Source organism: Streptococcus oralis (assembly GCF_023109315.1).
GTDB classification, from domain to species: Bacteria; Bacillota; Bacilli; order Lactobacillales; family Streptococcaceae; genus Streptococcus; species Streptococcus oralis_BS.
On record NZ_JALDUF010000003.1, the window covers coordinates 217,392 to 240,049 of the forward strand.

General features: G+C 40.5%; 21 protein-coding genes. 3 read left to right on the forward strand and 18 right to left on the reverse strand.

Going from position 1 to position 22,658, the window contains the following annotated elements; genetic code table 11:
• Positions 1 to 77: 77 nt before the first annotated feature.
• The 3 genes from M1F74_RS05680 to M1F74_RS05690 all read right to left on the reverse strand — a co-directional run bounded on the left by M1F74_RS05680 (position 78) and on the right by M1F74_RS05690 (position 4,613).
• Entirely contained in the window at positions 78 to 1,307 is a 1,230-nt protein-coding gene (locus tag M1F74_RS05680) for a tetratricopeptide repeat protein (RefSeq protein WP_247946550.1), read from the reverse strand.
• On the reverse strand, positions 1,297 to 2,463 hold the full coding sequence (locus M1F74_RS05685) for an AI-2E family transporter (RefSeq protein ID WP_000400294.1): 1,167 nt from the start codon (positions 2,461 to 2,463) through the stop codon (positions 1,297 to 1,299). The genes M1F74_RS05680 and M1F74_RS05685 overlap by 11 nt, the downstream gene beginning before the upstream one ends.
• Positions 2,464 to 2,636: 173 nt before the next feature.
• A complete protein-coding gene (locus M1F74_RS05690; RefSeq protein ID WP_247946551.1) occupies positions 2,637 to 4,613 on the reverse strand; it encodes a peptide ABC transporter substrate-binding protein in 1,977 nt (658 codons plus the stop codon).
• A 176-nt stretch (positions 4,614 to 4,789) separates the two neighbouring features.
• Between M1F74_RS05690 and M1F74_RS05695 the strand changes: the two genes are divergently transcribed.
• A complete protein-coding gene (locus tag M1F74_RS05695) occupies positions 4,790 to 5,803 on the forward strand; it encodes a lactonase family protein (protein WP_247946552.1) in 1,014 nt (337 codons plus the stop codon).
• 43 nt (positions 5,804 to 5,846) lie between these two features.
• On the opposite strand, the gene M1F74_RS05700 is transcribed toward M1F74_RS05695, so the two are convergent.
• The 11 genes from M1F74_RS05700 to M1F74_RS05750 form a co-directional block, all read right to left on the reverse strand.
• Complete coding sequence (locus M1F74_RS05700) at positions 5,847 to 6,266, reverse strand: F0F1 ATP synthase subunit epsilon (protein WP_000940837.1); 420 nt, start codon at positions 6,264 to 6,266, stop codon at positions 5,847 to 5,849.
• Positions 6,267 to 6,276: 10 nt separating this feature from the next.
• The gene (gene atpD / locus M1F74_RS05705; protein ID WP_000094371.1) at positions 6,277 to 7,683 is read right to left on the reverse strand and encodes a F0F1 ATP synthase subunit beta; all 1,407 of its coding nucleotides are present in this window, start codon (positions 7,681 to 7,683) and stop codon (positions 6,277 to 6,279) included.
• Between the two features lie 85 nt (positions 7,684 to 7,768).
• Positions 7,769 to 8,647, reverse strand: coding sequence for a F0F1 ATP synthase subunit gamma (locus tag M1F74_RS05710; RefSeq protein ID WP_247946553.1), 879 nt, complete (start codon positions 8,645 to 8,647; stop codon positions 7,769 to 7,771).
• A 15-nt stretch (positions 8,648 to 8,662) separates the two neighbouring features.
• The gene (gene atpA / locus M1F74_RS05715) at positions 8,663 to 10,168 is read right to left on the reverse strand and encodes a F0F1 ATP synthase subunit alpha (RefSeq protein ID WP_084854135.1); all 1,506 of its coding nucleotides are present in this window, start codon (positions 10,166 to 10,168) and stop codon (positions 8,663 to 8,665) included.
• Positions 10,169 to 10,182: 14 nt separating this feature from the next.
• Positions 10,183 to 10,719, reverse strand: a complete 537-nt coding sequence (locus M1F74_RS05720; protein ID WP_084940216.1) for a F0F1 ATP synthase subunit delta — start codon at positions 10,717 to 10,719, stop codon at positions 10,183 to 10,185.
• Complete coding sequence (atpF, locus tag M1F74_RS05725) at positions 10,719 to 11,213, reverse strand: F0F1 ATP synthase subunit B (RefSeq protein ID WP_000558551.1); 495 nt, start codon at positions 11,211 to 11,213, stop codon at positions 10,719 to 10,721. Before atpF ends, M1F74_RS05720 begins: the two co-directional genes overlap by 1 nt.
• Before the next feature lie 13 nt (positions 11,214 to 11,226).
• Positions 11,227 to 11,940 (reverse strand): F0F1 ATP synthase subunit A, encoded by a 714-nt coding sequence (gene atpB, locus M1F74_RS05730; RefSeq protein ID WP_000392856.1) that lies wholly within the window; start codon positions 11,938 to 11,940, stop codon positions 11,227 to 11,229.
• Between the two features lie 34 nt (positions 11,941 to 11,974).
• A complete protein-coding gene (locus tag M1F74_RS05735; RefSeq protein ID WP_001054552.1) occupies positions 11,975 to 12,175 on the reverse strand; it encodes a F0F1 ATP synthase subunit C in 201 nt (66 codons plus the stop codon).
• Positions 12,176 to 12,406: 231 nt separating this feature from the next.
• The gene (locus M1F74_RS05740) at positions 12,407 to 12,718 is read right to left on the reverse strand and encodes a CHY zinc finger protein (RefSeq protein WP_080585612.1); all 312 of its coding nucleotides are present in this window, start codon (positions 12,716 to 12,718) and stop codon (positions 12,407 to 12,409) included.
• Between the two features lie 14 nt (positions 12,719 to 12,732).
• Positions 12,733 to 14,019 (reverse strand): peptidase U32 family protein, encoded by a 1,287-nt coding sequence (locus M1F74_RS05745; RefSeq protein ID WP_000169103.1) that lies wholly within the window; start codon positions 14,017 to 14,019, stop codon positions 12,733 to 12,735.
• A 136-nt stretch (positions 14,020 to 14,155) separates the two neighbouring features.
• Positions 14,156 to 14,854, reverse strand: coding sequence for a GntR family transcriptional regulator (locus M1F74_RS05750; RefSeq protein WP_109289965.1), 699 nt, complete (start codon positions 14,852 to 14,854; stop codon positions 14,156 to 14,158).
• Positions 14,855 to 14,994: 140 nt separating this feature from the next.
• Here M1F74_RS05750 and guaA point away from each other — a divergent pair, with 140 nt between their 5' ends.
• Positions 14,995 to 16,557 carry a glutamine-hydrolyzing GMP synthase gene (guaA, locus tag M1F74_RS05755; protein WP_000065698.1) on the forward strand — a complete coding sequence of 521 codons (1,563 nt, stop codon included), beginning with the start codon at positions 14,995 to 14,997 and terminating at the stop codon, positions 16,555 to 16,557.
• A gap of 79 nt (positions 16,558 to 16,636) precedes the next feature.
• Here guaA and ffh read toward each other — a convergent pair whose 3' ends face one another.
• The 4 genes from ffh to M1F74_RS05775 all read right to left on the reverse strand — a co-directional run bounded on the left by ffh (position 16,637) and on the right by M1F74_RS05775 (position 21,227).
• Positions 16,637 to 18,208 (reverse strand): signal recognition particle protein, encoded by a 1,572-nt coding sequence (gene ffh / locus M1F74_RS05760; RefSeq protein ID WP_247946554.1) that lies wholly within the window; start codon positions 18,206 to 18,208, stop codon positions 16,637 to 16,639.
• Between the two features lie 11 nt (positions 18,209 to 18,219).
• Positions 18,220 to 18,552: a putative DNA-binding protein gene (locus M1F74_RS05765; RefSeq protein WP_000402068.1), complete on the reverse strand. Its 333-nt coding sequence runs from the start codon at positions 18,550 to 18,552 to the stop codon at positions 18,220 to 18,222.
• A gap of 140 nt (positions 18,553 to 18,692) precedes the next feature.
• On the reverse strand, positions 18,693 to 19,889 hold the full coding sequence (gene tuf / locus M1F74_RS05770) for an elongation factor Tu (RefSeq protein ID WP_001040717.1): 1,197 nt from the start codon (positions 19,887 to 19,889) through the stop codon (positions 18,693 to 18,695).
• A 228-nt stretch (positions 19,890 to 20,117) separates the two neighbouring features.
• Complete coding sequence (locus M1F74_RS05775; protein WP_000489825.1) at positions 20,118 to 21,227, reverse strand: AI-2E family transporter; 1,110 nt, start codon at positions 21,225 to 21,227, stop codon at positions 20,118 to 20,120.
• Positions 21,228 to 21,330: 103 nt separating this feature from the next.
• Between M1F74_RS05775 and pbp3 the strand changes: the two genes are divergently transcribed.
• Entirely contained in the window at positions 21,331 to 22,566 is a 1,236-nt protein-coding gene (gene pbp3 / locus M1F74_RS05780) for a D-alanyl-D-alanine carboxypeptidase PBP3 (RefSeq protein WP_033584128.1), read from the forward strand.
• Positions 22,567 to 22,658 lie beyond the last annotated feature (92 nt).

Sequence of the window (22,658 nt, forward strand, 5' to 3'; positions counted from 1 at the left end):
TAATTGAAAAAAAATTCTATTTCTTCCAAAAAAACGTATCTGCCAAATTGACGGATACATTTTTAGAGAGATAACTTTTAAAGTGTTTCTAAGAGTTCTTGTATCTGAACATCATCTGGAACGAGTTTTAAATAGGCTTCAGCTTGTACCTTTGCTTCTTCAAAATATCCCAATTCACGCAAAAGATAAGTATACTGCTCCAAAAACTCGGGATTATCCTTGAGGTCAGGCGATAGTTCCTGATAGAGCTCATGGGCCTTATCTAAATCCTCGATTTCCTGGTAAGAGCGTGCAATCATCCACTTGGTCAAAAGATTTTCAGGTTCTTGACTTTGGAGAGCGATGATATCTTCATACCGCTCTTGTTCCATATAAATGGTTGCGAGGCGAAGAAAAATTTCTTCTGTATCCTCTGCATCTTCTTTAGCAGTAAGGAGAAACTGCTCAGCACCACTAGGATCATGCAATTCATACGAAAACTGAGAAGCAGCCAGTAAGAGCCGAGTTTCAAATGGATTTTTCTCCAAACCTTGTTTAACGATACGAAGGGCCTCTTCCACCTGATGTTCCTTGTGCAATGCTTGACTATAACCATATTCATATCCTTCAAAATCAGGTGAAATGGTATCAATCTGCTTAAAGTAAAGAACAGATTTTTGATACTCTTCTTGGTCAAAGTAAAGGCTAGCCAGTTCAAAGGCAGTTTGGTCATCGTATTCCAATTCTAAAGCTTTTTCTAAGAATTCAGTTGCGGCTTCAAACTTGCCTAACTGGGCATAAGCGTAACCAATTCGTTGATAGGTTGAGACACCCGTTTGCTCATAGATGGAGCGATTGTCTAATTGAGCATAGCCCTGAATAGCTTCCTGATAATTCCCTAACTCGCTATCCAACTCAGCCAAACCAAAAACTAATAAGGCATCATCTGAGTAATTTAAGGCTTCCAGTAACTTTTCACGCGCTACATCTGTCAATCCTTCCAACTGATAGAGGTCAGCCTTCAAGGCCAAAGCCGACACGTACCAGTCACTTTCGGGTGTGATTTCCTCAAGGTAAGCAAAGGCTTCCTCAACATTGCCATCCTCACTAGTAATGCTTGCTAAATTCAGATTCACTTCTGGAAATTCTGAAACGATATGTTGGTAAATTTCTTTTGCTTGAGGATAAAAGCCAATTCCCTCTAGATAGCTTGCTAGTTCATAGAGAACTTCACTTGAATCTGTTTCGAGGGCTTTGTGAAAATACTGATCCGCTTTGGTTAAATCCTGTTCATCCAAAGCCTGGAGCATGCGTTGACTATTGTTCACTCTTGATTTCCTCCCCTTCTTCTTCATACAGACCGCTGACTTTTTTATACCAGTTAAAGATAGCTGAGATAACGACCTTGGCAGAAGCATAGACAGGAATTCCCAGCAAGACTCCCCAAATACCAAACATAGAACCTGAAGTTAGGAGAACAAATAGGACATTTATCGGATGGATGTTTAACTGACTACCTAAAATAAGCGGAGAAACGAAGCGACCTTCAATCGTTTGTTCAACAATAAAGACAATAATTACTTTCAAAAGCATCACAGGTCCTGCTATCAAGCCCAAAACCAAAGCAGGCAACATCGCTAGAAAACTACCTAGATAAGGTACTAGATTAAGGATACCAGCCGTGATCCCTAGAGTCACAGCATATCTGAGACCAATAATCTTAAAGAAGATAATAAACATAATTGCCACGATAATAGCAACTGTAACCTGCCCTCTAACATAGTTTGACAACTGTTTATTAACATCTGACAAAACTTGTCCGACAGGTTCTTTTAACTTGTTTGGGATGAATTTAGTCAGGTAATCTCGCAAGCCTTTCCCATCTCTCAAAAGATAAAAGAGCATGAAGGGTACGATAATAACCGCAACAATGACCTGGGAAACGCTACTGATAAAGGCGCTAACCCAGTTAACAGCTTGAGAAGAGATTTTGCTGGCCCACATGGTCGCCTCACTAGAAACATTGGAAAGAACCTGCTCCAACTGTGGTCTAAAATCATCTGGCAAGCGTTTGGTTACAAGGTCATTGATCACCTTATCAGCATCTTCCAGGTATGTCGGCACATTCTTCGCAAAATTTAAGACTTGACGTTGCAGATTAGGAATTGCGACTGCCAGCCCCCAAATGATAAAGAGTCCAATAATAACAAAAACAATACTAATGGCAAGGACACGATTGATCTTGTGCTTCTCCATCCAGTCCACAATCGGATTGAGGAGGTAATAAAGTAAACCAGATAAAATAACTGGCAACATGACAACTCCTAGAAAATCCAAAACTGGTAAAAAGATAAAACTAATCTTACTTAGAATAAAAATGTTTAGCCCCAGTAACAAGGTTACTAAAAATACAGTGATGGCTTTATTATCCAAAAACCACTTGAAGAACCAAGATAGGCTAAAATGTTTCTCTTTATGTTCCATAAATACATCCTTTCTGTCATCCTCTCATTATACCATTTTTAGACTAAAATAACTCTTTTTTAAAGTGCTTACATGAATAGACAAAAAGAAAAATCTCCTCTATTGAACTGCACCCCAAAAGTTAGATTTTTCTGTCTAACTTTTAGGGTGCAAATCAAATTGAGGAGATTTATTTAATCTTTAATATGACTTGATAGTTGTTTTTGGTATTCTTCGTTTGATTTTGCTTTTTCTTCAGCAAATTTCTTGCGGAATTCTTCCATTTCTTTACTTGTCACAATCTTATCTTGAATCTTCAGATATTTATAACTGTTTTCGCCTGTTTTATCGCCGACCCAACCATCTGCTCCTGTTCCTGGAACTTTCTTTGTAACAAGCATTTGGGCACCATCAGAGTTAACAGGGATGATCAAAGCACTGTCTGTCAACCATGCTTGAGCTTTAGCATATTTTGAATAGCGTTTTTCGAGATCTGTTTTCTCACTGTTAGCATCATCAAGTAATTCTTTGTATTTATCCAATCCTACTGCCTTAATGGCTGAACTATCTGATCCTGGTGCAATACCAAGTGCTCCAAGAAGAGTTGGTCCAGATGTTGGATCAAATGCATCAAGATAGGTTGATGGATCTGCATAGTCTGGGCTCCATCCACTGTTTGGATTGATATCCCAGTCGATATTGTCTTTTGAAGTTGCAAGAACGGTCATACTTCCCAATTCATCATCAGAAACTTGTTGGATATCAACCACTACATTTTCAGCTCCAAGAGCTTCCTCTATTGATTGTTTATACGATTGAGCTTGACGTACAAAATCCGTTTGAGTAGAGGATACTGGCAAGTCCAAATGAATAGGGAACTGAACACCGTCGGCTTGAAGAGTTTTCTTAGCCGCTTCAAGTTTAGTTTTAGCTTTATCTACATTATGAAGTGAATCTTGTGCATCATCCAAGCTAACATCGCTCCAAGCAGTATCCAACTTGTCAAGTTCTGCTTTTGTTACTTGACCAAAAGATTGATCTCCAATTTGAACAAACGTTGGAGGTGTAAAGCTAGTACGTAATTTACGAGGGGCAACTTCATCACCAAATACTTGAGAGACAGCAGCCTTACGATCTGCTCCAAAAGCCAAGGCTTGGCGGAAATCTTTGTTCAACAAAGCTTTCTTAGTAGATGTCTTTTCTTCGTCCGTTGTTTTAGAAGTATGGTTATAGGCTACACGGTCAATATTAGTTGAAATGTAGTAGCTACCTCCTCTTTGTTGACCATACACAATGTTGTCTTTGTATTTTTCTTTGAATCGCTCATAGTTTGCAGAATTCTTAAAGAGGGGAGCTGCTGGGTAGTGACCTTCATCAAAACCACGACCAAGAGAGTCTGCATCTTGACCATCAAAGAAGGTCAATTTTATATCATCAATGAAGACATTTCCTTTATCCCAATAGTTTTGGTTTTTTGTCATCTCAATTGAAGATTTCGATGTGAGACCTTTCAGAAGGTAAGGACCATTGTATAGAATACTTGTAACATCAGTAGGTTTACCAAAATCATCCCCTTTAGAGGCTAAAAAGTCTTCATTGATTGGTGCTAAAACACCCATCGTTGTCTTGGAATTCCAGAAAGATTCAGGATTATTAAGCGTATAAACGAGTGTATAATCATCTGTCGCCTTAATTCCAACAGTAGAAAAATCATTTGTTTTCCCGTTAATATAATCATCCAACCCTTTGATTGAATCCTGTACGAGATAGAGGGCTTGTGATTTCTTAGCGACAGCATGTTTCAAACCTGTCACGAAATCCTGAGCCTTTACTTCACCATATTCTTCGCCTTCATTAGTGTACCACTTAATCCCTTTCCGGATTTTATAGGTGTAAGTCAAACCATCTTTAGAAACACTCCAGTCCTCTGCTACAGACGGTACAAGATTTCCATATTGGTCATTCTCAAGCAAACCATCGATGACATTCCCAGTCACCTGTTTAGTACTGGAATTTCCAGAAACTGTGTAGTCCAAAGTTGCGGGATCCGATGAGAAGACATAAGTATAAGTCACAGGTTGGTTGGCATTTTTACCACCAGACGAACAAGCTGCTAGTAGTGCTGATGACAACACTGCTACTGCAGCCGTTAGAAAAATACGTTTTTTCATAAAACACTCCTTTAAATCCAATATATGATTATTATATCACTTTGATTTTTGAAAGCAAGGTAAAAACTAAATAAATCTCCCTAAGATGTTTTCTGTAATTTTCAAAAAATGATGAAAGTCAGTTAAGAATTTCATTTTGTGGTATAATAAATTTATCATTATTAAGAGGTATGGACATGAAAGAAACTGTTTATTTTGGAACTTACACTCGTCGCTTATCTAAAGGGATTTACAAGGCAGATTTTAATACAGAAACAGGCCAGCTTGCAAATCTTGAACTCTTTGCTGCTGAACCAAGTCCGACCTACCTTGCCTTTGACCAACAGCAACATTTATACACCGTAGGGAGCCAGGATGGTTTAGGTGGAATCGCTGCTTACAAGACAGATGGCGCTTTGCTAAATCATGTGGTGGAAGAAGGCGCTCCCCATTGTTATGTGGCAGTGGATGAAAAGCGTGGTCTCGTTTATGGAGCCAACTATCATAAGGGTCAAGTTCTGGTTTATAAACGTCAAACGGATGGTAGCCTCATCCAAACGGATCTGGATCAGCATAGTGGACAAGGCCCTCATGAAAATCAAATTTCTCCTCATGTCCACTTTACAGATCTAACACCTGACCAGTATCTCGTCACATGTGATCTAGGAACGGATGAAGTAACGACCTACGATGTTAGCCCAGAAGGAAAACTAAGTAAACTCTATACTTATCATAGCCAAGCTGGAGCAGGGGCTCGCCACATCGTTTTCCATCATCATTATAAGATTGCCTACCTCATCTGTGAACTCAACAGTACCATTGAAGTCTTGATTTACGATGGTGTTGGTGAATTTGAACGCATGCAAGTCATTTCGACTTTGCCAGATGGATATGAGGGATTTAATGCTACTGCCGCCATTCGTCTTTCAAAAGACGGCAAATATCTCTATGCATCAAACCGAGGTCATGATTCCATTGCTGTATTTAGCATCCTAGCTGATGGTAGTCTGGAATTATTAGAAATTGTGCCCAGCCATGGACAAAATCCGCGCGATTTCAATCTTACTCCTGACCAAGAATTTCTCATTGCTGTTCACCAAGATTCAGATAATGCAACCGTCTTTAAACGTAATCCCGAAACTGGTCGATTAGCTGAGCTTTCTAACGATTTCCGAGTTCCCGAAGCCGTTTGCATCACATTTAAACATTAATGTAAAATAAAAATGAACTTGCTTAAGCAAGTTCATTTTTATTTTACAGTTTATTTCCGACATTGATACGGTTAATGGCACGTTGTAAAGCAACCTTAGCTCGCCGTTCTTGGTCAATCAAGTGTTTATCTTGTGCTTCTTCAATCTCACGTTCAGCACGAAGTTTAGCACGTTGGGCACGGCTGATATCGATATCACGAGCACGTTCTGCTGAGTCTGCTACAATAGTAATGATGTCATTGGCAATCTCGATAATTCCTCCGTTCACTGCAATCCAGTTCACATGAGTATCGTCATCGATTCGTTTTACCTTTACTTCATCAACCGCTAAAACCGCAATCATATTTTCATGTCGTGGCAAGATCCCCATCTCACCATCCAGAGTTCGTACCGATACAAAGCTGGCATGGTGATCATAGACGAGGCCATCTGGTGTCACGATCTGGACAGTTAAATGAGCCATAGATCACCTCTTAAAATCCCATTTTCTCAGCTTTTGCAATCACATCTTCGATTGAACCGACACCACGGAAGGCATCTTCTGGTAGATGGTCATGTTTTCCTTCAAGGATTTCCTTAAAGCCGCGAACTGTTTCCGCCACTGGTACATAAGAACCAGGTTGGCCAGTAAATTGTTCGGCAACGTTAAAGTTTTGAGACAAGAAGAACTGGATACGACGGGCACGAGCAACCAAAGTCTTTTCTTCATCAGAGAGTTCATCCATACCAAGGATAGCAATGATATCTTGCAATTCATGGTAACGTTGAAGGACACGTTTGACCTCAGCAGCAACTGCATAGTGCTCCTCACCAACAATCTCAGGTGCCAAGGCACGAGAGCTTGAAGCCAGTGGATCAACGGCTGGGTAGATACCCAACTGTACCAACTTACGTTCCAAGTTTGTTGTTGAATCCAAGTGAGCGAAGGCTGTTGCTGGCGCAGGGTCAGTATAGTCATCCGCTGGCACATAGATAGCCTGGATAGAGGTTACAGATCCCTTCTTGGTTGATGTGATACGTTCTTGCAATTGACCCATTTCCGTAGCAAGTGTTGGTTGGTAACCAACGGCTGAAGGCATACGACCCAAAAGGGCAGATACTTCTGAACCAGCTTGAGTGAAACGGAAGATATTATCGATAAAGAGAAGCACATCTTGGCCTTCTACATCACGGAAGTATTCAGCAATTGTCAAACCAGTAAGGGCAACACGCATACGTGCTCCAGGTGGTTCATTCATCTGACCAAATACCATGGCTGTTTTCTCGATAACGCCTGATTCTTTCATTTCCCAGTAAAGGTCGTTCCCTTCACGAGTACGTTCCCCAACACCAGTAAATACTGAAATACCACCGTGTTCTTGGGCAATGTTGTGAATCAATTCTTGGATCAAGACAGTTTTACCAACTCCGGCACCACCGAAGAGTCCAACTTTCCCACCTTTAAGGTAAGGGGCAAGAAGGTCGATAACCTTGATCCCTGTTTCCAAGATTTCAGATGAGGTAGACAATTCATCAAAAGTTGGAGCTTTCTTATGAATTGGCTGACGCTCAGCGTCTTCAGCGAAAGGAGCATCCAAGTCAATGGTATCTCCCAAAACGTTGAAGACACGTCCCAAAGTTTCTTTACCTACTGGCACAGAGATTGGACGGCCCGTGTCCAAAACTTCCATTCCACGAGTCAAACCATCTGTTGATTCCATGGCGATAGTACGAACCATACCATCACCCAACTCCAAGGCTACTTCAAGGACGATTTTTGTTTTTCTTTCGTCATTTTTGTAGACGACAAGTGCATTATTAATCTCAGGAAGTGTTTCACCTGCTGCGAACAAGACGTCGACAACGGGTCCAATAACCTGAGCAATTTTACCTGAACTCATCTCCTTCTCCTATTCTATATAAGATACTGTCGGTTCCTAGTTCACCTAGGTCCTAAGTTCATTTTGATACGAGGGAGGCAAAGCCTTATTCTAAGGCACTAGCCCCCGCTACAATTTCTGTAATTTCTTGTGTAATCGCCGCCTGTCTGGCACGGTTATACTGGATTGTCAAATCATTGATGACTTTCTTGGCATTATCAGTCGCCGTTTGCATGGCTGTCATACCTGCAGCATTCTCAGCTGTCTTGGCATCGATGATAGCCCCGTATATCATACTTTCTGCAAACTGAGGTAACAACTGCTCTAGAATCTCATCACGACTCGTTTCCAACTCAAAGGTCAAGCTATACTCTTCATCTGCTTCATTTGGATCTAAGTCAACGATTGGGAGCATTTGTTCTACACGCATTTGACTTGTGAGAGTATTGACATGATGATTGTAGCAGACGTATAATTCATCAAAAAGTTCGTTTTGGTACATCTCAATCGTTTTTGAAATAATTTTACGAACTTCATCAAAACTAGGTTGATCTGCCAAGCCACGTAGTTCATAGAGTGGCTGAATACCACGAGCCTTAAAGAAATCAGCTCCCATCCCACCGATACAAATGATCTCAAAACCTTTACCATCTGGATGGTATTCTTCTTTCAACTCCATAACAGCTTTAAGGATGGAAGCATTATAACCTCCAACCAAGCCACGGTCTGAAGTGATAACGATATAGCCTGTTTTCTTAACTGGACGACTAATGAGCATCGGATTGGTAGAACCACCAGATCCGTTACCATGCAGAATATCCGTCAAAAGCTTACGAACTTTCTGGGCGTAAACTTGGAAGTTGCGCGCTGCTTCTTCAGAGCGACCTAGTTTAGCAGCCGATACCATTTGCATGGCATTAGTGATTTGACTAGTATTTTTTGTTGAGGCGATTTTTGTTTTAATATCATTTAGAGATACTGCCATCTGACACCTCTATTCTTATTGGAAGCTGGATTGTTTGAGAAACTCTGTAATCGCAGCATCCAAGACTGCTTCTTCTGGCAAGTCTTTTGTTTCACGAATAGTTTCCAAAATCTCTGGATGTTGTGCATCAAAGAAATCATGAAACTCTTCCTCAAAACGAACAATGTCATCTACAGGAATCGTATCCAAGAAACCATGTGTCAAAGCATAGAGAATGGTTACTTGTTTCTCAACAGGCAATGGTTTGTGAACTGGTTGTTTCAGAACTTCAACGGTACGACGTCCACGATTTAACTTAGCTTGAGTAGCCGCATCCAGATCAGAACCAAACTTAGTGAAGGCTTCCAACTCACGATATGAAGCAAGGTCGATACGAAGTGTACCAGCAACCTTCTTCATAGCTTTGATTTGTGCAGAACCACCTACACGAGATACAGATGAACCCGCATCGATAGCTGGACGAATACCCGCATTGAAGAGACCATCACCAAGGAAGATTTGACCATCTGTGATTGAAATCACGTTAGTTGCGATATAAGCAGAGATATCTCCTGCTTGTGTCTCGATAAATGGTAGAGCTGTGATTGAGCCACCACCAAGTTCATCAGAAACCTTAGCTGAACGCTCAAGCAAACGGCTATGAAGGTAGAAAACATCCCCAGGGAAGGCTTCACGACCTGGTGGACGACGAAGCAAGAGGGAAAGTTCACGATAAGCGACCGCTTGTTTTGAAAGATCATCATAAACGATCAAAACATGCTTCCCTTGGTACATAAACTCTTCTGCCATAGCAACCCCAGCATAAGGAGCTAGGAAGAGCAATGGAGAAGGTTGTGAAGCAGAAGCTGTCACAACGATTGTGTAGTCCAAGGCACCGTACTGACGAAGTGTTTCAACTTGCGTACGAACAGTTGACTCTTTTTGTCCAATCGCTACATAGATACAGATCATATCTTGACCTTTTTGGTTCAAAATAGCATCAATAGCGATGGTTGTTTTCCCTGTCTGACGGTCACCGATAATCAACTCACGTTGACCACGACCAATCGGAACAAGGGCATCAATAGCTTTCAAACCTGTTTGCAATGGTTCTGATACAGACTTACGTTGCATAACGCCAGGAGCCGGCGCTTCTACTGGACGAGACTTATCAGTATGGATTTCTCCAAGACCGTCAACTGGACGACCAAGTGGATCCACAACACGTCCAATAAGGCCCTCACCAACAGGAACTTCCATGATTTTACCTGTACGACGGATTGTATCGCCTTCACGGATATCTGTAAAGTCACCTAGGATGATAATCCCTACGTCTGTAGACTCCAAGTTTTGCGCCATCCCATAAGAGCCATTTTCAAAAATCAACAGCTCTCCACTCATGGCATTTTCAAGTCCGTGAGCACGCGCAATTCCGTCCCCGATATAGGTTACAACACCTGTTTCCGATACATCAAAATTGGGTTTGAAATTTTCAATTTGTTGCTTAATTAAAGCGCTGATTTCTTGTGCGTTAATTGCCAAAAGAACACCACTTTCTATTTCAAATTTTCTTTAACAACTCGAAGTTGTTGTTTAATACTCACATCAATTGTCTTGTGATTAGCAAAAATGACAAAACCACCAATGAGTCCTTCATCAATTTGTTCTTTGACGCTCCGCACTTTCAGAGACATTTTTTTCTCTATCAATGGGAGCAGACGTTCCTTCTGTTCATCTGTTAAAGGATGGGCTGAAGAAATCGTGACTACAAAACGATTGGTCTCTTTTTCAAGGCGATTCAAACAATCAACAATGATATCATAAAAAAGATTTGCTCTGTGATTGTAAACCAGAACCTGAATAAAGTTTTGCATTAAAGGTGACACAGAGTCTTGAAAGAAACGAACTGTTTTTTCCTTATCTGACTCATCAACTGCCACCTGAGCTAAAAAAGAAGGTAAGCCCGTTTCTTCTGCGACTTGCTTGATTTGATCCAAGTCTGAAAAAATCCGGTCCTCTTCTCCTTTTTCAATCACTAATTGGACAAAAGGCATGCTGTATTTTTCAATTACCTTTGCTGTTTTCTTGTCCATTAGGCTTCTCCTAGCTGATCGATATACTGATCAATGAGTTCCTTATGGGCATGACTGTCAAGGTTTTGTGAGATGATTTTTCCAGCTAGACTAACTGTCAAATCTGCCACCTCGCCCTTAACACTTTGTAAAGCCTCAGCTTTGTTTTGCGCAATTTCTTGGTTAGCTTTTTCTTTCAAGCGACCAGCTTCTAGCTTAGCTTCAGCCAAAATATCTGATTTACTCTTTTCAGCTGTCTCTTTAGCATTTTCAATGATAGTTTTAGCTTCACTACGACTACCTGCTAATTCATCTTCGCGCTTTTGAGCAAGAGTCTCTGCTTTTTGACGAGCTTGTTCAGCGCCATCAATATCAGCAGCAATCTTTTCAGCTCGTTCTTCAAAGATACTTGTCAAGTTTGACCACGCGTATTTTTTGACTAAGACGACCAAAAGGATAAAAGAGCCAGCGATTAAAATAAAGTTACCAATCAATTCACCTACTGTTACGTGCATCATTTACTCCTTTCTACTCTTCATCATTAATTTTATTTCCTAGATACATTGAAGACAAGACTGTGAATACATAGGCCTGAACACAGGAAATAAACACAGAGAATGCCGTCCAGACAAGATTGGTAACAAATGCGACTGGATACCAATAAAGAGCCTGATGAGAAAGAGTAATAAGCAAGCTTGCCATCACTTCTCCGGCAAAGATATTCCCGAACACCCGCAAAGCAAGTGATAGGAAATTCGTGACTTCTTCAAGGAGATTCATCGGTGTCATAAAACCTGGGGTAACAAAGCCTTTCAGATACTTTTTAACACCACGGCGACGAATTCCTTCTATATGGGTCATCAGGATAATTCCAAATGACAAAGCCAAGTCAAACTGGAGATTTGCAGTTGGCGATGTCCAAAGGTTTGTCCCATCTGTAGTTTGAAGTTTCGCCATCAAACCAAGATTGTTTGCGATAACCATAAAAAGAAATAAACACAAGTAAAAGAGTGAGTAATCTTTCATGTACCGAGAACCTACGTTGGGTTCTGTAAATCCGACTACAAAGTCATAGAGATACTCTAGTACATTTTGCTTTCCTTTGGGTTTCACAGTCATATTACGACTTGCCCAATAGATAAAGCCAAAAATCAGTGCCACAGACAACAAAGTCAATGCTGTCAAGGTTAAATCAAAGGTAACAGGACCAATATTGATGGTTGGATTGATACTTTCTTCCATCTAGAATCCTCCCTTTTCCATTTTATACTTCTCTTTATTTGATGATAAATGAAAATACGAGAGTTACAAAGAATGTTCCTTCGATAAACGCAATCCCCATGATCATCAAACTACGCAATTGTGGGATGATATCTGGTTGGCGTGCTGCAGACTTGAACAAACCGTTCATCAAAAATCCTTCTGCAAGAGATACACCCATACAGGCAAGACATAGACCGAAAAATGTTAAATTCATGATGAATTCTCCTTTTATTTAAAATTTACTTACTTAGTTTAGTCCTAAAATTTGTTTTTGTCAACTTTTTACTTACGTTGGAAGCGTTTCAGATGATTTATTTCTATTTTTGCTATTTTTATACCACTGTATAGATAAGTTTATCATTTTATGATGAAATGTGTTTCCACTTTTTCTATATTTTCTGAAATAAATTGAAAAATCCAAGTTTAGAACTTGGATAGATTCATTTTATTTGAAATAGTAGGAATAGTGTTGTTTACACCCTGGATTAAATGGAGATTTGCAATAAGGGCAGGCTATTTGTTTTTGGTATTCTTGAAATGTTATTGTCCTCTTACAAGCCCCACATAAAATCGGTCGATCCTCGGTAAGCGTCAAGGGGTAAGGTGAAAACAAATGCGTTTCTATAGCATCGTGGCACTGATAGCAAGCATAGTATTTTTTACACTCATAACACTGGAGGGAAACGATGTCCTTTTCGCCATGGTAATGAATACATCTGCCTTCATTATCTACCAACAATCCTTGCACTTGAATCATTCACTTTTCCTTATCTAGGCACGAACTGTGACACTTGTCCCGTCTTCCTTATAGAGATTGATAAGACCTTCTTTGAGAGCTCGAACCATATCCCCAGCTTGCACAGGTTGAGGAACCTTAATGGTCAAGAGTTCCATTGGATTTGGAGCACGGTCGATTTTATTGCCTTTAGAATCGTGAAGATTTTCGATATAGGTTTCAAAATGACGGAAACCTGGTCCATAAAACTCAACTTGATCTCCTTCATTGATAACATTCCGTTGACGAATGGTTGCTGTCTGGGTTGCATCATCATAAGAAACCACCTCAGCGACAAACTTGTATTCAGGGATTTTACGACGTGCACCAAACAACTGTTCATTTTCTGTAGGTGTGCTATAGTAGAAACCTGTTGCCAATTCACGCTGGGCAACTTTCCACATCTCATCTACCAGGTCTTGTTTAATAGCTTCAAATTTTTCTGGGCTTTCAAGGTAAGCATCCACAGCCGCCTTGTAGCAGTTTGTTACTGTTGAAACATAGTGAATAGACTTCATTCGACCTTCAATCTTGAGACTATCTACACCATTTTCAATCATATCTGGGATATGGTCAATCATAGACATATCAACGGCAGACATTGAAAATTCTTCTGGGATTTCACCCTTAAGGCTCTTACGTTCTTGGCCAAAGGGCATATCGTAGAGGTCGTATTTCCAACGGCAAGACTGAGAACAGCCTCCGCGGTTAGCATCACGCATACTCATGTGGTTTGAAAGCGTACAACGACCTGAGTAAGAAATACACATGGCTCCATGGACAAAGGCTTCAATCTCAACGTCTGTACGTTTACGAATTTCTGCCAATTCTTCCATGGAAACCTCACGAGCTAAAACCACACGAGTTAGACCAAGTTCTTTCCAGAACTCAAGAGTTTCATAGTTGGTCGCACTGGCTTGAGTTGAAAGATGGATTTCAAGACCTGGCGCTTCTGTTGCTGCAATCATAATCAAGGCAGGATCTGACACGATAACTGCCGCAATCCCGATATCACGCAACTTACGGAACCATTCACCAGCACCAGCTTCATTTCCTTCATGCATGACCATATTGGCAGCCACATAGACCTTAGCACCATACTTAGCGGCGAACTGCACGCCTTCTTCCATCTGTTCAAAGGTAAAGTTTCCTGCACGGCTACGAAGACCATAGGCCTGTCCACCAATGAAGACTGCGTCCGCACCGTATTGAACAGCTACTTTTAGCTTCTCTAAAGTCCCCGCAGGTGATAAAACCTCAGGACGTTTTAATGTTTTTGTCATTTTTTCTCCTATTTGCAATATAAAAGTTTGACGTTTTTCCTTCTCATTTTATAGTAAATAATGGATAAAATCAAGTCTAGAAAGATTGTTTTGACAATTCTAATCTTTTCAAAAAGAAAAAACTAATCTTCTGAGACTAGTTGTTTTCAAGATAAAATTCAAAACGTTCACCCACATACTGACTCTTAACATATTCAAAAGCCGTCCCATCATCAAGATAGGAAACCTGAGTCAAGGCTAGAATCGCATGCCCCTTTTCGACTTCCAGATAGTGAGCTATCTTTTCCTTAGCCAATCTCGCATAAATGGTCTGTTGGGATTTGCCAATCCGGTAGCCATATTTTTGCAAGGTTTGAAAGAAGTGACTAGTTACTTCTTCTTTTTTGAAGTCCTTAATAAATTTCTCAGGAATAGATGCTACTTCATAGACTAGTGGTACTTGGTCAGCATAACGCACCCGCTCCATGCGGATAATATTCTCTGTCGGAGTAATCCCCAGCTTTGCGACCTCTTGCTCATTTGGAATGGTTCTTCTGTAAGAAATGAGTTGGCTAGAAGGTACTTTCCCCTGAGATTTGACAATCTCCGTAAAACTAGTCGTTCCCCGCATTTTTTCTTGGACACGAGTACTAGAGACAAAAGTCCCACTCCCTACACGACGCTCCAAAACCCCTTCCTCAACCAAGAGAGAGATAGCTTGACGTAATGTCATCCGGCTAACTTGAAACTGTTCAGCTAAATCTCGCTCACTTGGAAGTCTCTCCCCGATTTTCCAATGATGCTCATCTATATCCTTCTTGATCTGATCGTGGATTTTCATATAAGCTGGTAACATGATTCTCACTTCTTTTCTTTATTTTCTCCATTGTACCGTATTTGCTAAGAAAAAGTCAAACTTTGCCTTGTTTAGTTGGTAATTCGCCCCTATTTGTGATAGAATATTGAAAAAGATATTTCTTTTGAGAAAGGAAAAAGATGAGCAACATTTCAACTGATTTGCAAGATGTCGAAAAAATCATCGTGCTGGACTATGGTAGCCAATACAACCAGCTGATTTCACGCCGTATTCGTGAAATTGGTGTTTTTTCAGAGCTAAAAAGTCACAAAATCTCAGCTGCAGAGGTTCGTGCGATTAACCCTGTAGGGATCATCCTCTCTGGTGGACCAAACTCTGTATACGAAGATGGTTCATTTGATATTGACCCAGAAATTTTTGAACTTGGCATTCCAATTTTGGGAATCTGCTATGGTATGCAACTTTTAACTCATAAACTTGGAGGAAAAGTTGTTCCTGCAGGTGATGCTGGTAACCGCGAGTATGGCCAATCACCACTTACTCATACCACTTCTGCCCTCTTTGAAGGGACTCCTGAAGAACAGATTGTTTTGATGAGTCATGGCGATGCTGTTACAGAGATTCCAGCTGATTTCGTTCGTACTGGCACTTCTGCTGACTGTCCTTATGCAGCTATTGAAAACCCAGAAAAGCACATTTATGGTATCCAATTCCACCCAGAAGTGCGCCATTCTGTATTCGGAAATGATATCCTTCGCAACTTTGCCCTTAACATCTGTAAGGCTAAAGGCGACTGGTCAATGGACAACTTCATCGACATGCAGATCAAGAAAATCCGTGAAACTGTAGGCGACAAGCGTGTTCTTCTCGGTCTATCAGGTGGTGTTGACTCTTCTGTTGTTGGAGTTCTTCTTCAAAAAGCAATCGGTGATCAATTGATCTGTATCTTTGTAGACCATGGTCTTCTCCGTAAGGGAGAGGCTGACCAAGTTATGGACATGCTTGGTGGTAAGTTTGGTTTGAACATTGTCAAAGCAGATGCTTCAAAACGTTTCCTTGACAAACTTGCTGGCGTTTCTGACCCTGAGCAAAAACGTAAAATTATTGGTAACGAATTTGTTTATGTCTTTGATGACGAAGCTAGCAAGCTAAAAGATGTAAAATTCCTTGCTCAGGGAACGCTTTACACTGACGTGATTGAGTCTGGTACAGACACTGCTCAAACCATCAAATCACACCACAATGTTGGTGGTCTTCCAGAAGACATGCAATTTGAATTGATTGAACCATTGAACACTCTTTATAAAGACGAAGTCCGTGCCCTCGGTACAGAGCTTGGTATGCCAGACCACATCGTATGGCGCCAACCATTCCCAGGACCAGGACTTGCTATCCGTGTCATGGGTGAAATCACTGAAGAAAAACTAGAAACTGTTCGTGAGTCTGATGCTATCCTGCGTGAAGAAATCGCTAAAGCTGGTCTTGACCGCGATATCTGGCAATACTTCACTGTCAACACAGGAGTTCGTTCAGTTGGTGTTATGGGTGATGGTCGTACTTATGACTACACAATCGCCATTCGTGCAATCACTTCTATCGATGGTATGACAGCAGACTTTGCCAAAATTCCTTGGGAAGTCCTTCAAAAGATTTCCGTACGAATCGTAAATGAAGTGGATCACGTTAACCGTATCGTCTACGATATTACAAGTAAACCACCTGCAACTGTAGAGTGGGAATAAACCAATCAAACACAAAAGAACTCTGAATCCGATTCAGAGTTCTTTTTATTGGTAAGGTAAGCACTTCTACTTTCCTTTTTTATTTACGTTTTTTCTTCGCTTTTTTCATTTTGTTGGCCATACGTTTCATAGACTGTTTCATGGCAAATTCACCGATTTTACCTTTGAGTCCGCCACCAAACATCTGGCTCATATCTGGCATGCCTGCGCCTCCGAGACCTGACATATCCGGCATTCCACCTTGTCCCATCATGTCTTCGAGGGCAGACATATCCATTCCTCCCATATTTGGCATATTTTTTGGAAGGTTGTTTGGATTGATTCCCATTTGCTTCATCATTTTGTTCATATCTCCAGACATGACACCTTGCATGAGCTGTTTAGCCTGGTTAAAGTCCTTGATAAATTTATTGACTTCGACAAAGGTATTTCCAGAACCAGCAGCGATACGGCGGCGACGACTTGGATTTAATAGATCAGGATTTTCGCGCTCTTCAGGTGTCATGGAAGACACAATGGCACGTTTGCGCGCAATTTGGCGCTCATCCACCTTCATATTTTGAAGGGCCGGATTGTTAGCCATACCTGGAATCATCTTGAGCAAGTCTTCCATTGGCCCCATATTTTGCACCTGATCCAATTGATCGATGAAATCATTGAAATCAAAGGTGTTTTCGCGCATCTTCTCAGCCATTTCAAGGGCTTTTTGCTCATCGTATTCCTGAGAAGCTTTCTCAATCAAGGTCAGCATATCCCCCATACCAAGGATACGGCTAGACATACGGTCTGGGTGGAAGGTTTCGATATCTGTAATCTTTTCACCTGTACCAGTGAACTTGATTGGTTTTCCAGTGATATGACGAACGGATAGAGCCGCACCACCACGTGTGTCCCCATCAATCTTAGTAAGGATGACCCCAGTTACTTCTAACTGAGCATTGAACTCACGAGCGACATTGGCCGCTTCTTGACCAATCATAGCATCAACGACGAGCAAGATTTCGTTTGGTTGGGCCAATGCTTTTACGTCACGAAGCTCATTCATGAGAAGCTCATCAATCTGTAAACGACCTGCCGTATCGATCAAGACATAGTCGTTATGATTGGCTTGTGCTTGCTCCAAACCTTGACGAACAATCTCAACAGCTGGAACCTCTGTCCCAAGAGCGAAGACAGGCACATCTATCTGTTGTCCAAGTGTTTTCAACTGATCGATGGCAGCTGGACGATAAATATCTGCTGCAATCATCAATGGACGGGCATTTTCTTCCTTCTTGAGTTTGTTAGCCAATTTACCAGCAAAGGTTGTTTTACCAGCCCCTTGTAAACCGACCATCATAATGATTGTCGGAATCTTAGGTGACTTGATAATCTCTGCCGTATCAGAACCTAGAACAGCTGTCAATTCCTCATCAACGATTTTGATAATCTGTTGGGCAGGATTGAGGGTATCAATGACCTCGTGTCCGACTGCACGCTCACGAACTTTCTTGATAAAGTCTTTTACAACAGGCAAGGCAACGTCGGCCTCAAGCAGAGCCAAGCGGATCTCTTTTGTTGCCTCTTGGACATCAGCCTCAGAGATTTTTCCTTTTTTACGTAGATTTTTAAAGACGTTCTGTAAACGTTCTGTTAAACTTTCAAATGCCATTTTTCTTCCTCTTATTCTCTATTATCAATGCTTGTTAAAACTTCTATCTGCTCCTGCAGAAAGTCATCCTTAGGATAACGCTCCAAGATCTGGTCAAAAATCTGACTGCGGACAATGTAGTCCGAATACATGTGCAATTTCATCTCATAATCTTCTAGAATCTTTTCTGTCCGCTTGATATTATCATAAACAGCTTGACGACTGACACCGAACTCTTCAGCAATCTCAGCAAGACTGTAGTCATCAGCATAGTAGAGTTCAATATAGTTCATCTGCTTGTCTGTCAAAAGCGCAGCATAAAATTCAAAAAGCGCATTCATACGATTGGTTTTTTCGATTTCCATAACCTTTATTATACCAAAAAAACGATTATACTGCTAGAGTAGAAGCACTTCAAATAGAACAAGAAGAAAAAAGAACCTTGCAAGGCAAGATTCTTTTAGTGTCTGACTTAAATAATTGTTCTTCTGGGAACTTAATCGAATTAAGCTTCGATTTCTGTAACCATACCTGAACCAACAGTACGTCCACCCTCACGGATAGAGAATGTAGTACCTTGTTCTACGGCGATTGGGTGGATCAACTCAACGTCGATAGTCACGTTATCACCAGGCATTACCATTTCAGTACCTGCTGGAAGTTCGATTGAACCTGTAACGTCAGTAGTACGGAAGTAGAATTGTGGACGGTAGTTGTTGAAGAATGGAGTGTGACGTCCACCTTCTTCTTTAGTAAGGATGTAGACTTCACCTTTGAATTTAGTGTGTGGGTTGATTGAACCTGGTTTAGCGATAACTTGTCCACGTTCGATTTCGTCACGTTGAATACCACGAAGAAGGACACCTACATTATCTCCGGCAAGACCTTCATCAAGTTGTTTACGGAACATTTCAACACCAGTAACAACTGCTTTTTGAGTTTCGTCTTTGATACCAACGATTTCGATTTCGTCGTTGACACGAACAGTACCACGGTCGATACGTCCTGAAGCAACAGTACCACGTCCAGTGATTGAGAATACGTCTTCGACTGGGAGAAGCAATGGTTTATCTGTATCACGTTCTGGTTCTGGGATGTACTCATCAACAGTATCCATCAATTCCATGATGATATCTTCGTATTTAGTATCACCTTCAAGTGCTTTAAGAGCTGAACCTTGGATAACTGGAAGATCGTCACCTGGGAAGTCGTATTCTGACAAGAGGTCACGGATTTCCATTTCAACCAATTCAAGCAATTCTTCGTCGTCTACCAAGTCAACTTTGTTCATGAAGACGATAAGGTGTTTAACACCAACTTGACGTGAAAGAAGGATGTGTTCACGAGTTTGTGGCATTGGTCCGTCAGTTGAAGCTACTACAAGGATAGCTCCGTCCATTTGAGCAGCACCAGTGATCATGTTTTTAACGTAGTCCGCGTGTCCTGGAGCGTCGATGTGAGCATAGTGACGTTTTGCAGTTTCATACTCAACGTGCGCAGTGTTGATAGTGATACCGCGTTCGCGTTCTTCTGGAGCAGCATCGATAGACGCATAGTCTTTAGGTTGGTTAACTGCTGAAGGCAAGCGACGTGCCAAAACAGTTGTGATAGCTGCAGTCAAAGTAGTTTTACCGTGGTCAACGTGTCCGATAGTACCAATGTTAACGTGTGGTTTACTACGATCGTATTTTTCTTTTGCCATTTGAGTAAAAGCCTCCAATAAAATATATTTTATAGATAGACAGTAGGCAATACAGTCTAACTTTCCTTACTATTTTATCAAATTTCTGCTAAATTGCAAGTGTTTTACACATATTTTGTGAATTAATCTAAATCTTACAAAGTGCTGTTCTTCTGCTTCTTTATACAATTCAAGCTTATTTCATTCTAGCGGTATTATGCTCACAAAAAAATCAGGTTTCCCCTGATTCTAAATGGATTCTGATTTTTCCAGTTCTTTAGCTTCCTTATGATTTTCATATAATTTTGCCAAGAACTTAGTGATTTCTTTGAGAATAGAGTAGGTTGGTACTGCTACAATCATCCCTATGACGCCGTAGATATTACTTGACAGTAAGAGGAGTACCAAAATCGTAATCGGGTGTACTTTCATAACCCCTCCAACGATACGTGGATAAAGAACATTTCCATCGATTTGCTGAATAATAAGCATATAGGCAACCGCAATCAGCATACGATGAGGATCCGTGAATACATTCGCAATCACCATCGGAATCAAGCCAATACTTGGACCAACATAAGGAATTAAATTTGCGATTCCAGAGAAAATAGCAAAAACTAGGGCGTACTTTAATCCGATAACGCTATAACCAATATAGGCTAAACATCCAATAATAACCGCATCAATCGCAATTCCGCTGATATAACGTGCTATGGTTGTATTGAGATTGGTTAAGAGGCTAGAGAGATTTAATTTGTCATGTTTTAAGACAGTTCGTTCCAACATAGGCAGCAACTTATGTCCATCTAACAAGAAATAAATCAAGAAGACGGGAGTCATAATGAGAATCAGAACCGTGCTAAACAAGGCTGAAAGGACGCTTCCTAAACTGTTGCTGACGCTATTAAGAATATTCTGTAGGATATCCACATAGGAGAGATTTAACTGTTGAATTGTTTGTTGAATATCGATATTCTGGAAAATAGGGTTCATCGACAAATCAATAACCAAATCCTGCAATCTACTATAGATATTTTGACTAGAAATAATCAAGCTAGTCAACTGATTAATCAGAATCGGTAAGAGATAAACAACCCCTACAACGATGGCACCAATTAAAGCACAGAGAGTGACCAAGACACCAATTAGACGATTAATCTTACATCTCTTTTCCAAAAAGGTAACGATTGGATTGGTAATGTAGTAAAAAAATCCACCTAATAAAAATGGAATCATGATGGTATTCACAACCGTCACGAAAGGGGTAATAATCGCTCCCATCTCTCTCCAAAGATAGAAAATCAGTGTTAATAATAAAATTTCAGCTGTCCAAAAAAATAATTTGTTTCTACGGAACATAGGCATCCTCCTCTATTTATTTTATCATATTTCTTCAAAAGATAAGATGGCTTTAGTATAAAAGCGAGAATATTTTTTTTCTTTATGATAAAATAAAACTAATATGAAAAAAATAATTCTATCTTTTATAACACTTTTTGTTTTTGGAACAGTTTCTACTGTTTCTGCTCAGGAGTTTGATGTTGCTGCTAAACATGCCATTGCTGTCGAGGCTACAACTGGAAAAATCCTCTACGAGAAAGATGCAAATCAGCCTGTAGAAATTGCTTCTATTACCAAACTTGTTACAGTCTATTTGGTCTATGAGGCCTTGGAACAAGGAACCATCAGCCTATCTACACCTGTCGATATTTCGGACTACCCTTACAAACTTACAACCAATTCTGAGGCGAGTAACGTCCCTATGGAAGCTCGAAATTATACTGTTGAACAATTATTAGAGGCTACAATGGTATCCAGTGCAAACAGTGCTGCGATTGCGCTAGCAGAAAAAATTGCTGGTTCTGAGAAAGATTTCGTTGATAAAATGAGGGCTAAACTTCTTGAATGGGGAATTCAAGATGCAACTATTGTAAATACAACTGGTTTAAATAATGAGACCCTTGGTGATAATATCTATCCCGGTTCTAAAAAAGATGATGAAAACAAGTTGAGTGCCTACGACGTTGCAATAGTCGCTCGTAATCTCATCCGAGATTATCCTCAAGTTTTGGAAATCACCAAAAAGCCAACTTCTACTTTTGCTGGACTTGAAATCCACTCAACCAACTATATGTTGGAAGGAATGCCAGCCTATCGTGGTGGTGTCGACGGTTTGAAAACAGGTACTACCGACAAAGCCGGTGCTTCTTTCGTTGGAACAACTGTTGAGAAAGGGATGCGTATCATTACGGTTGTTTTAAATGCGGACCAACAAGATAGCAACCCTTATGCACGTTTTACTGCAACTTCTTCACTTTTAGATTATGTTTCTGCAAACTTTGCTTTAAAAACTGTCGTTCAGAAAGGCGAAACCTATAAAGATAGCAAAGTGACAGTCCTTGATGGGAAAGAAGATAAGGTAGCTGCAATTGCTAAGTCAGATATTGCAATCGTCCAACGAGTTGGAAGTGAAACAACATCAGCTCTTCAATTCACACCAAAATCAGAAATAGCTCCACTGGAAGAAGGCAAGGTTGTCGGTACTCTAACCTATGACGATCAGGATTTGGTCGGTCAAGGTTATCTCACTTCTGAAAAACCTTCTTTTGAAATGGTCGCTGAAAAGAAAGTAGAAAAAGCCTTCTTTTTGAAGGTTTGGTGGAATCAATTTATCCGCTTTATCAATGAGAAACTATAAAAAAATCGCGAACAATGTACTGACCCCAAAAAGTTAGACAAATAATTATTGAAAGGATTTAGTTCTGTACTGCACAGGACTAAGTCCTTTTA

Bases quoted from the DNA above. Each gene is read 5' to 3' on its own strand.
- tuf (WP_001040717.1), bottom strand. From the start codon at position 19,889: ATGGCAAAAGAAAAATACGATCGTAGTAAACCACACGTTAACATTGGT.
- M1F74_RS05775 (WP_000489825.1), bottom strand. From the start codon at position 21,227: ATGTTCCGTAGAAACAAATTATTTTTTTGGACAGCTGAAATTTTATTA.
- M1F74_RS05710 (WP_247946553.1), bottom strand. From the start codon at position 8,647: ATGGCAGTATCTCTAAATGATATTAAAACAAAAATCGCCTCAACAAAA.
- guaA (WP_000065698.1), top strand. From the start codon at position 14,995: ATGAGCAACATTTCAACTGATTTGCAAGATGTCGAAAAAATCATCGTG.
- M1F74_RS05720 (WP_084940216.1), bottom strand. From the start codon at position 10,719: ATGGACAAGAAAACAGCAAAGGTAATTGAAAAATACAGCATGCCTTTT.
- M1F74_RS05765 (WP_000402068.1), bottom strand. From the start codon at position 18,552: ATGGAAATCGAAAAAACCAATCGTATGAATGCGCTTTTTGAATTTTAT.
- M1F74_RS05740 (WP_080585612.1), bottom strand. From the start codon at position 12,718: ATGATTCAAGTGCAAGGATTGTTGGTAGATAATGAAGGCAGATGTATT.
- M1F74_RS05690 (WP_247946551.1), bottom strand. From the start codon at position 4,613: ATGAAAAAACGTATTTTTCTAACGGCTGCAGTAGCAGTGTTGTCATCA.
- M1F74_RS05700 (WP_000940837.1), bottom strand. From the start codon at position 6,266: ATGGCTCATTTAACTGTCCAGATCGTGACACCAGATGGCCTCGTCTAT.
- M1F74_RS05735 (WP_001054552.1), bottom strand. From the start codon at position 12,175: ATGAATTTAACATTTTTCGGTCTATGTCTTGCCTGTATGGGTGTATCT.
- ffh (WP_247946554.1), bottom strand. From the start codon at position 18,208: ATGGCATTTGAAAGTTTAACAGAACGTTTACAGAACGTCTTTAAAAAT.
- M1F74_RS05695 (WP_247946552.1), top strand. From the start codon at position 4,790: ATGAAAGAAACTGTTTATTTTGGAACTTACACTCGTCGCTTATCTAAA.
- M1F74_RS05745 (WP_000169103.1), bottom strand. From the start codon at position 14,019: ATGACAAAAACATTAAAACGTCCTGAGGTTTTATCACCTGCGGGGACT.
- atpF (WP_000558551.1), bottom strand. From the start codon at position 11,213: ATGCACGTAACAGTAGGTGAATTGATTGGTAACTTTATTTTAATCGCT.
- M1F74_RS05750 (WP_109289965.1), bottom strand. From the start codon at position 14,854: ATGTTACCAGCTTATATGAAAATCCACGATCAGATCAAGAAGGATATA.
- M1F74_RS05685 (WP_000400294.1), bottom strand. From the start codon at position 2,463: ATGGAACATAAAGAGAAACATTTTAGCCTATCTTGGTTCTTCAAGTGG.
- pbp3 (WP_033584128.1), top strand. From the start codon at position 21,331: ATGAAAAAAATAATTCTATCTTTTATAACACTTTTTGTTTTTGGAACA.
- atpD (WP_000094371.1), bottom strand. From the start codon at position 7,683: ATGAGTTCAGGTAAAATTGCTCAGGTTATTGGACCCGTTGTCGACGTC.
- atpB (WP_000392856.1), bottom strand. From the start codon at position 11,940: ATGGAAGAAAGTATCAATCCAACCATCAATATTGGTCCTGTTACCTTT.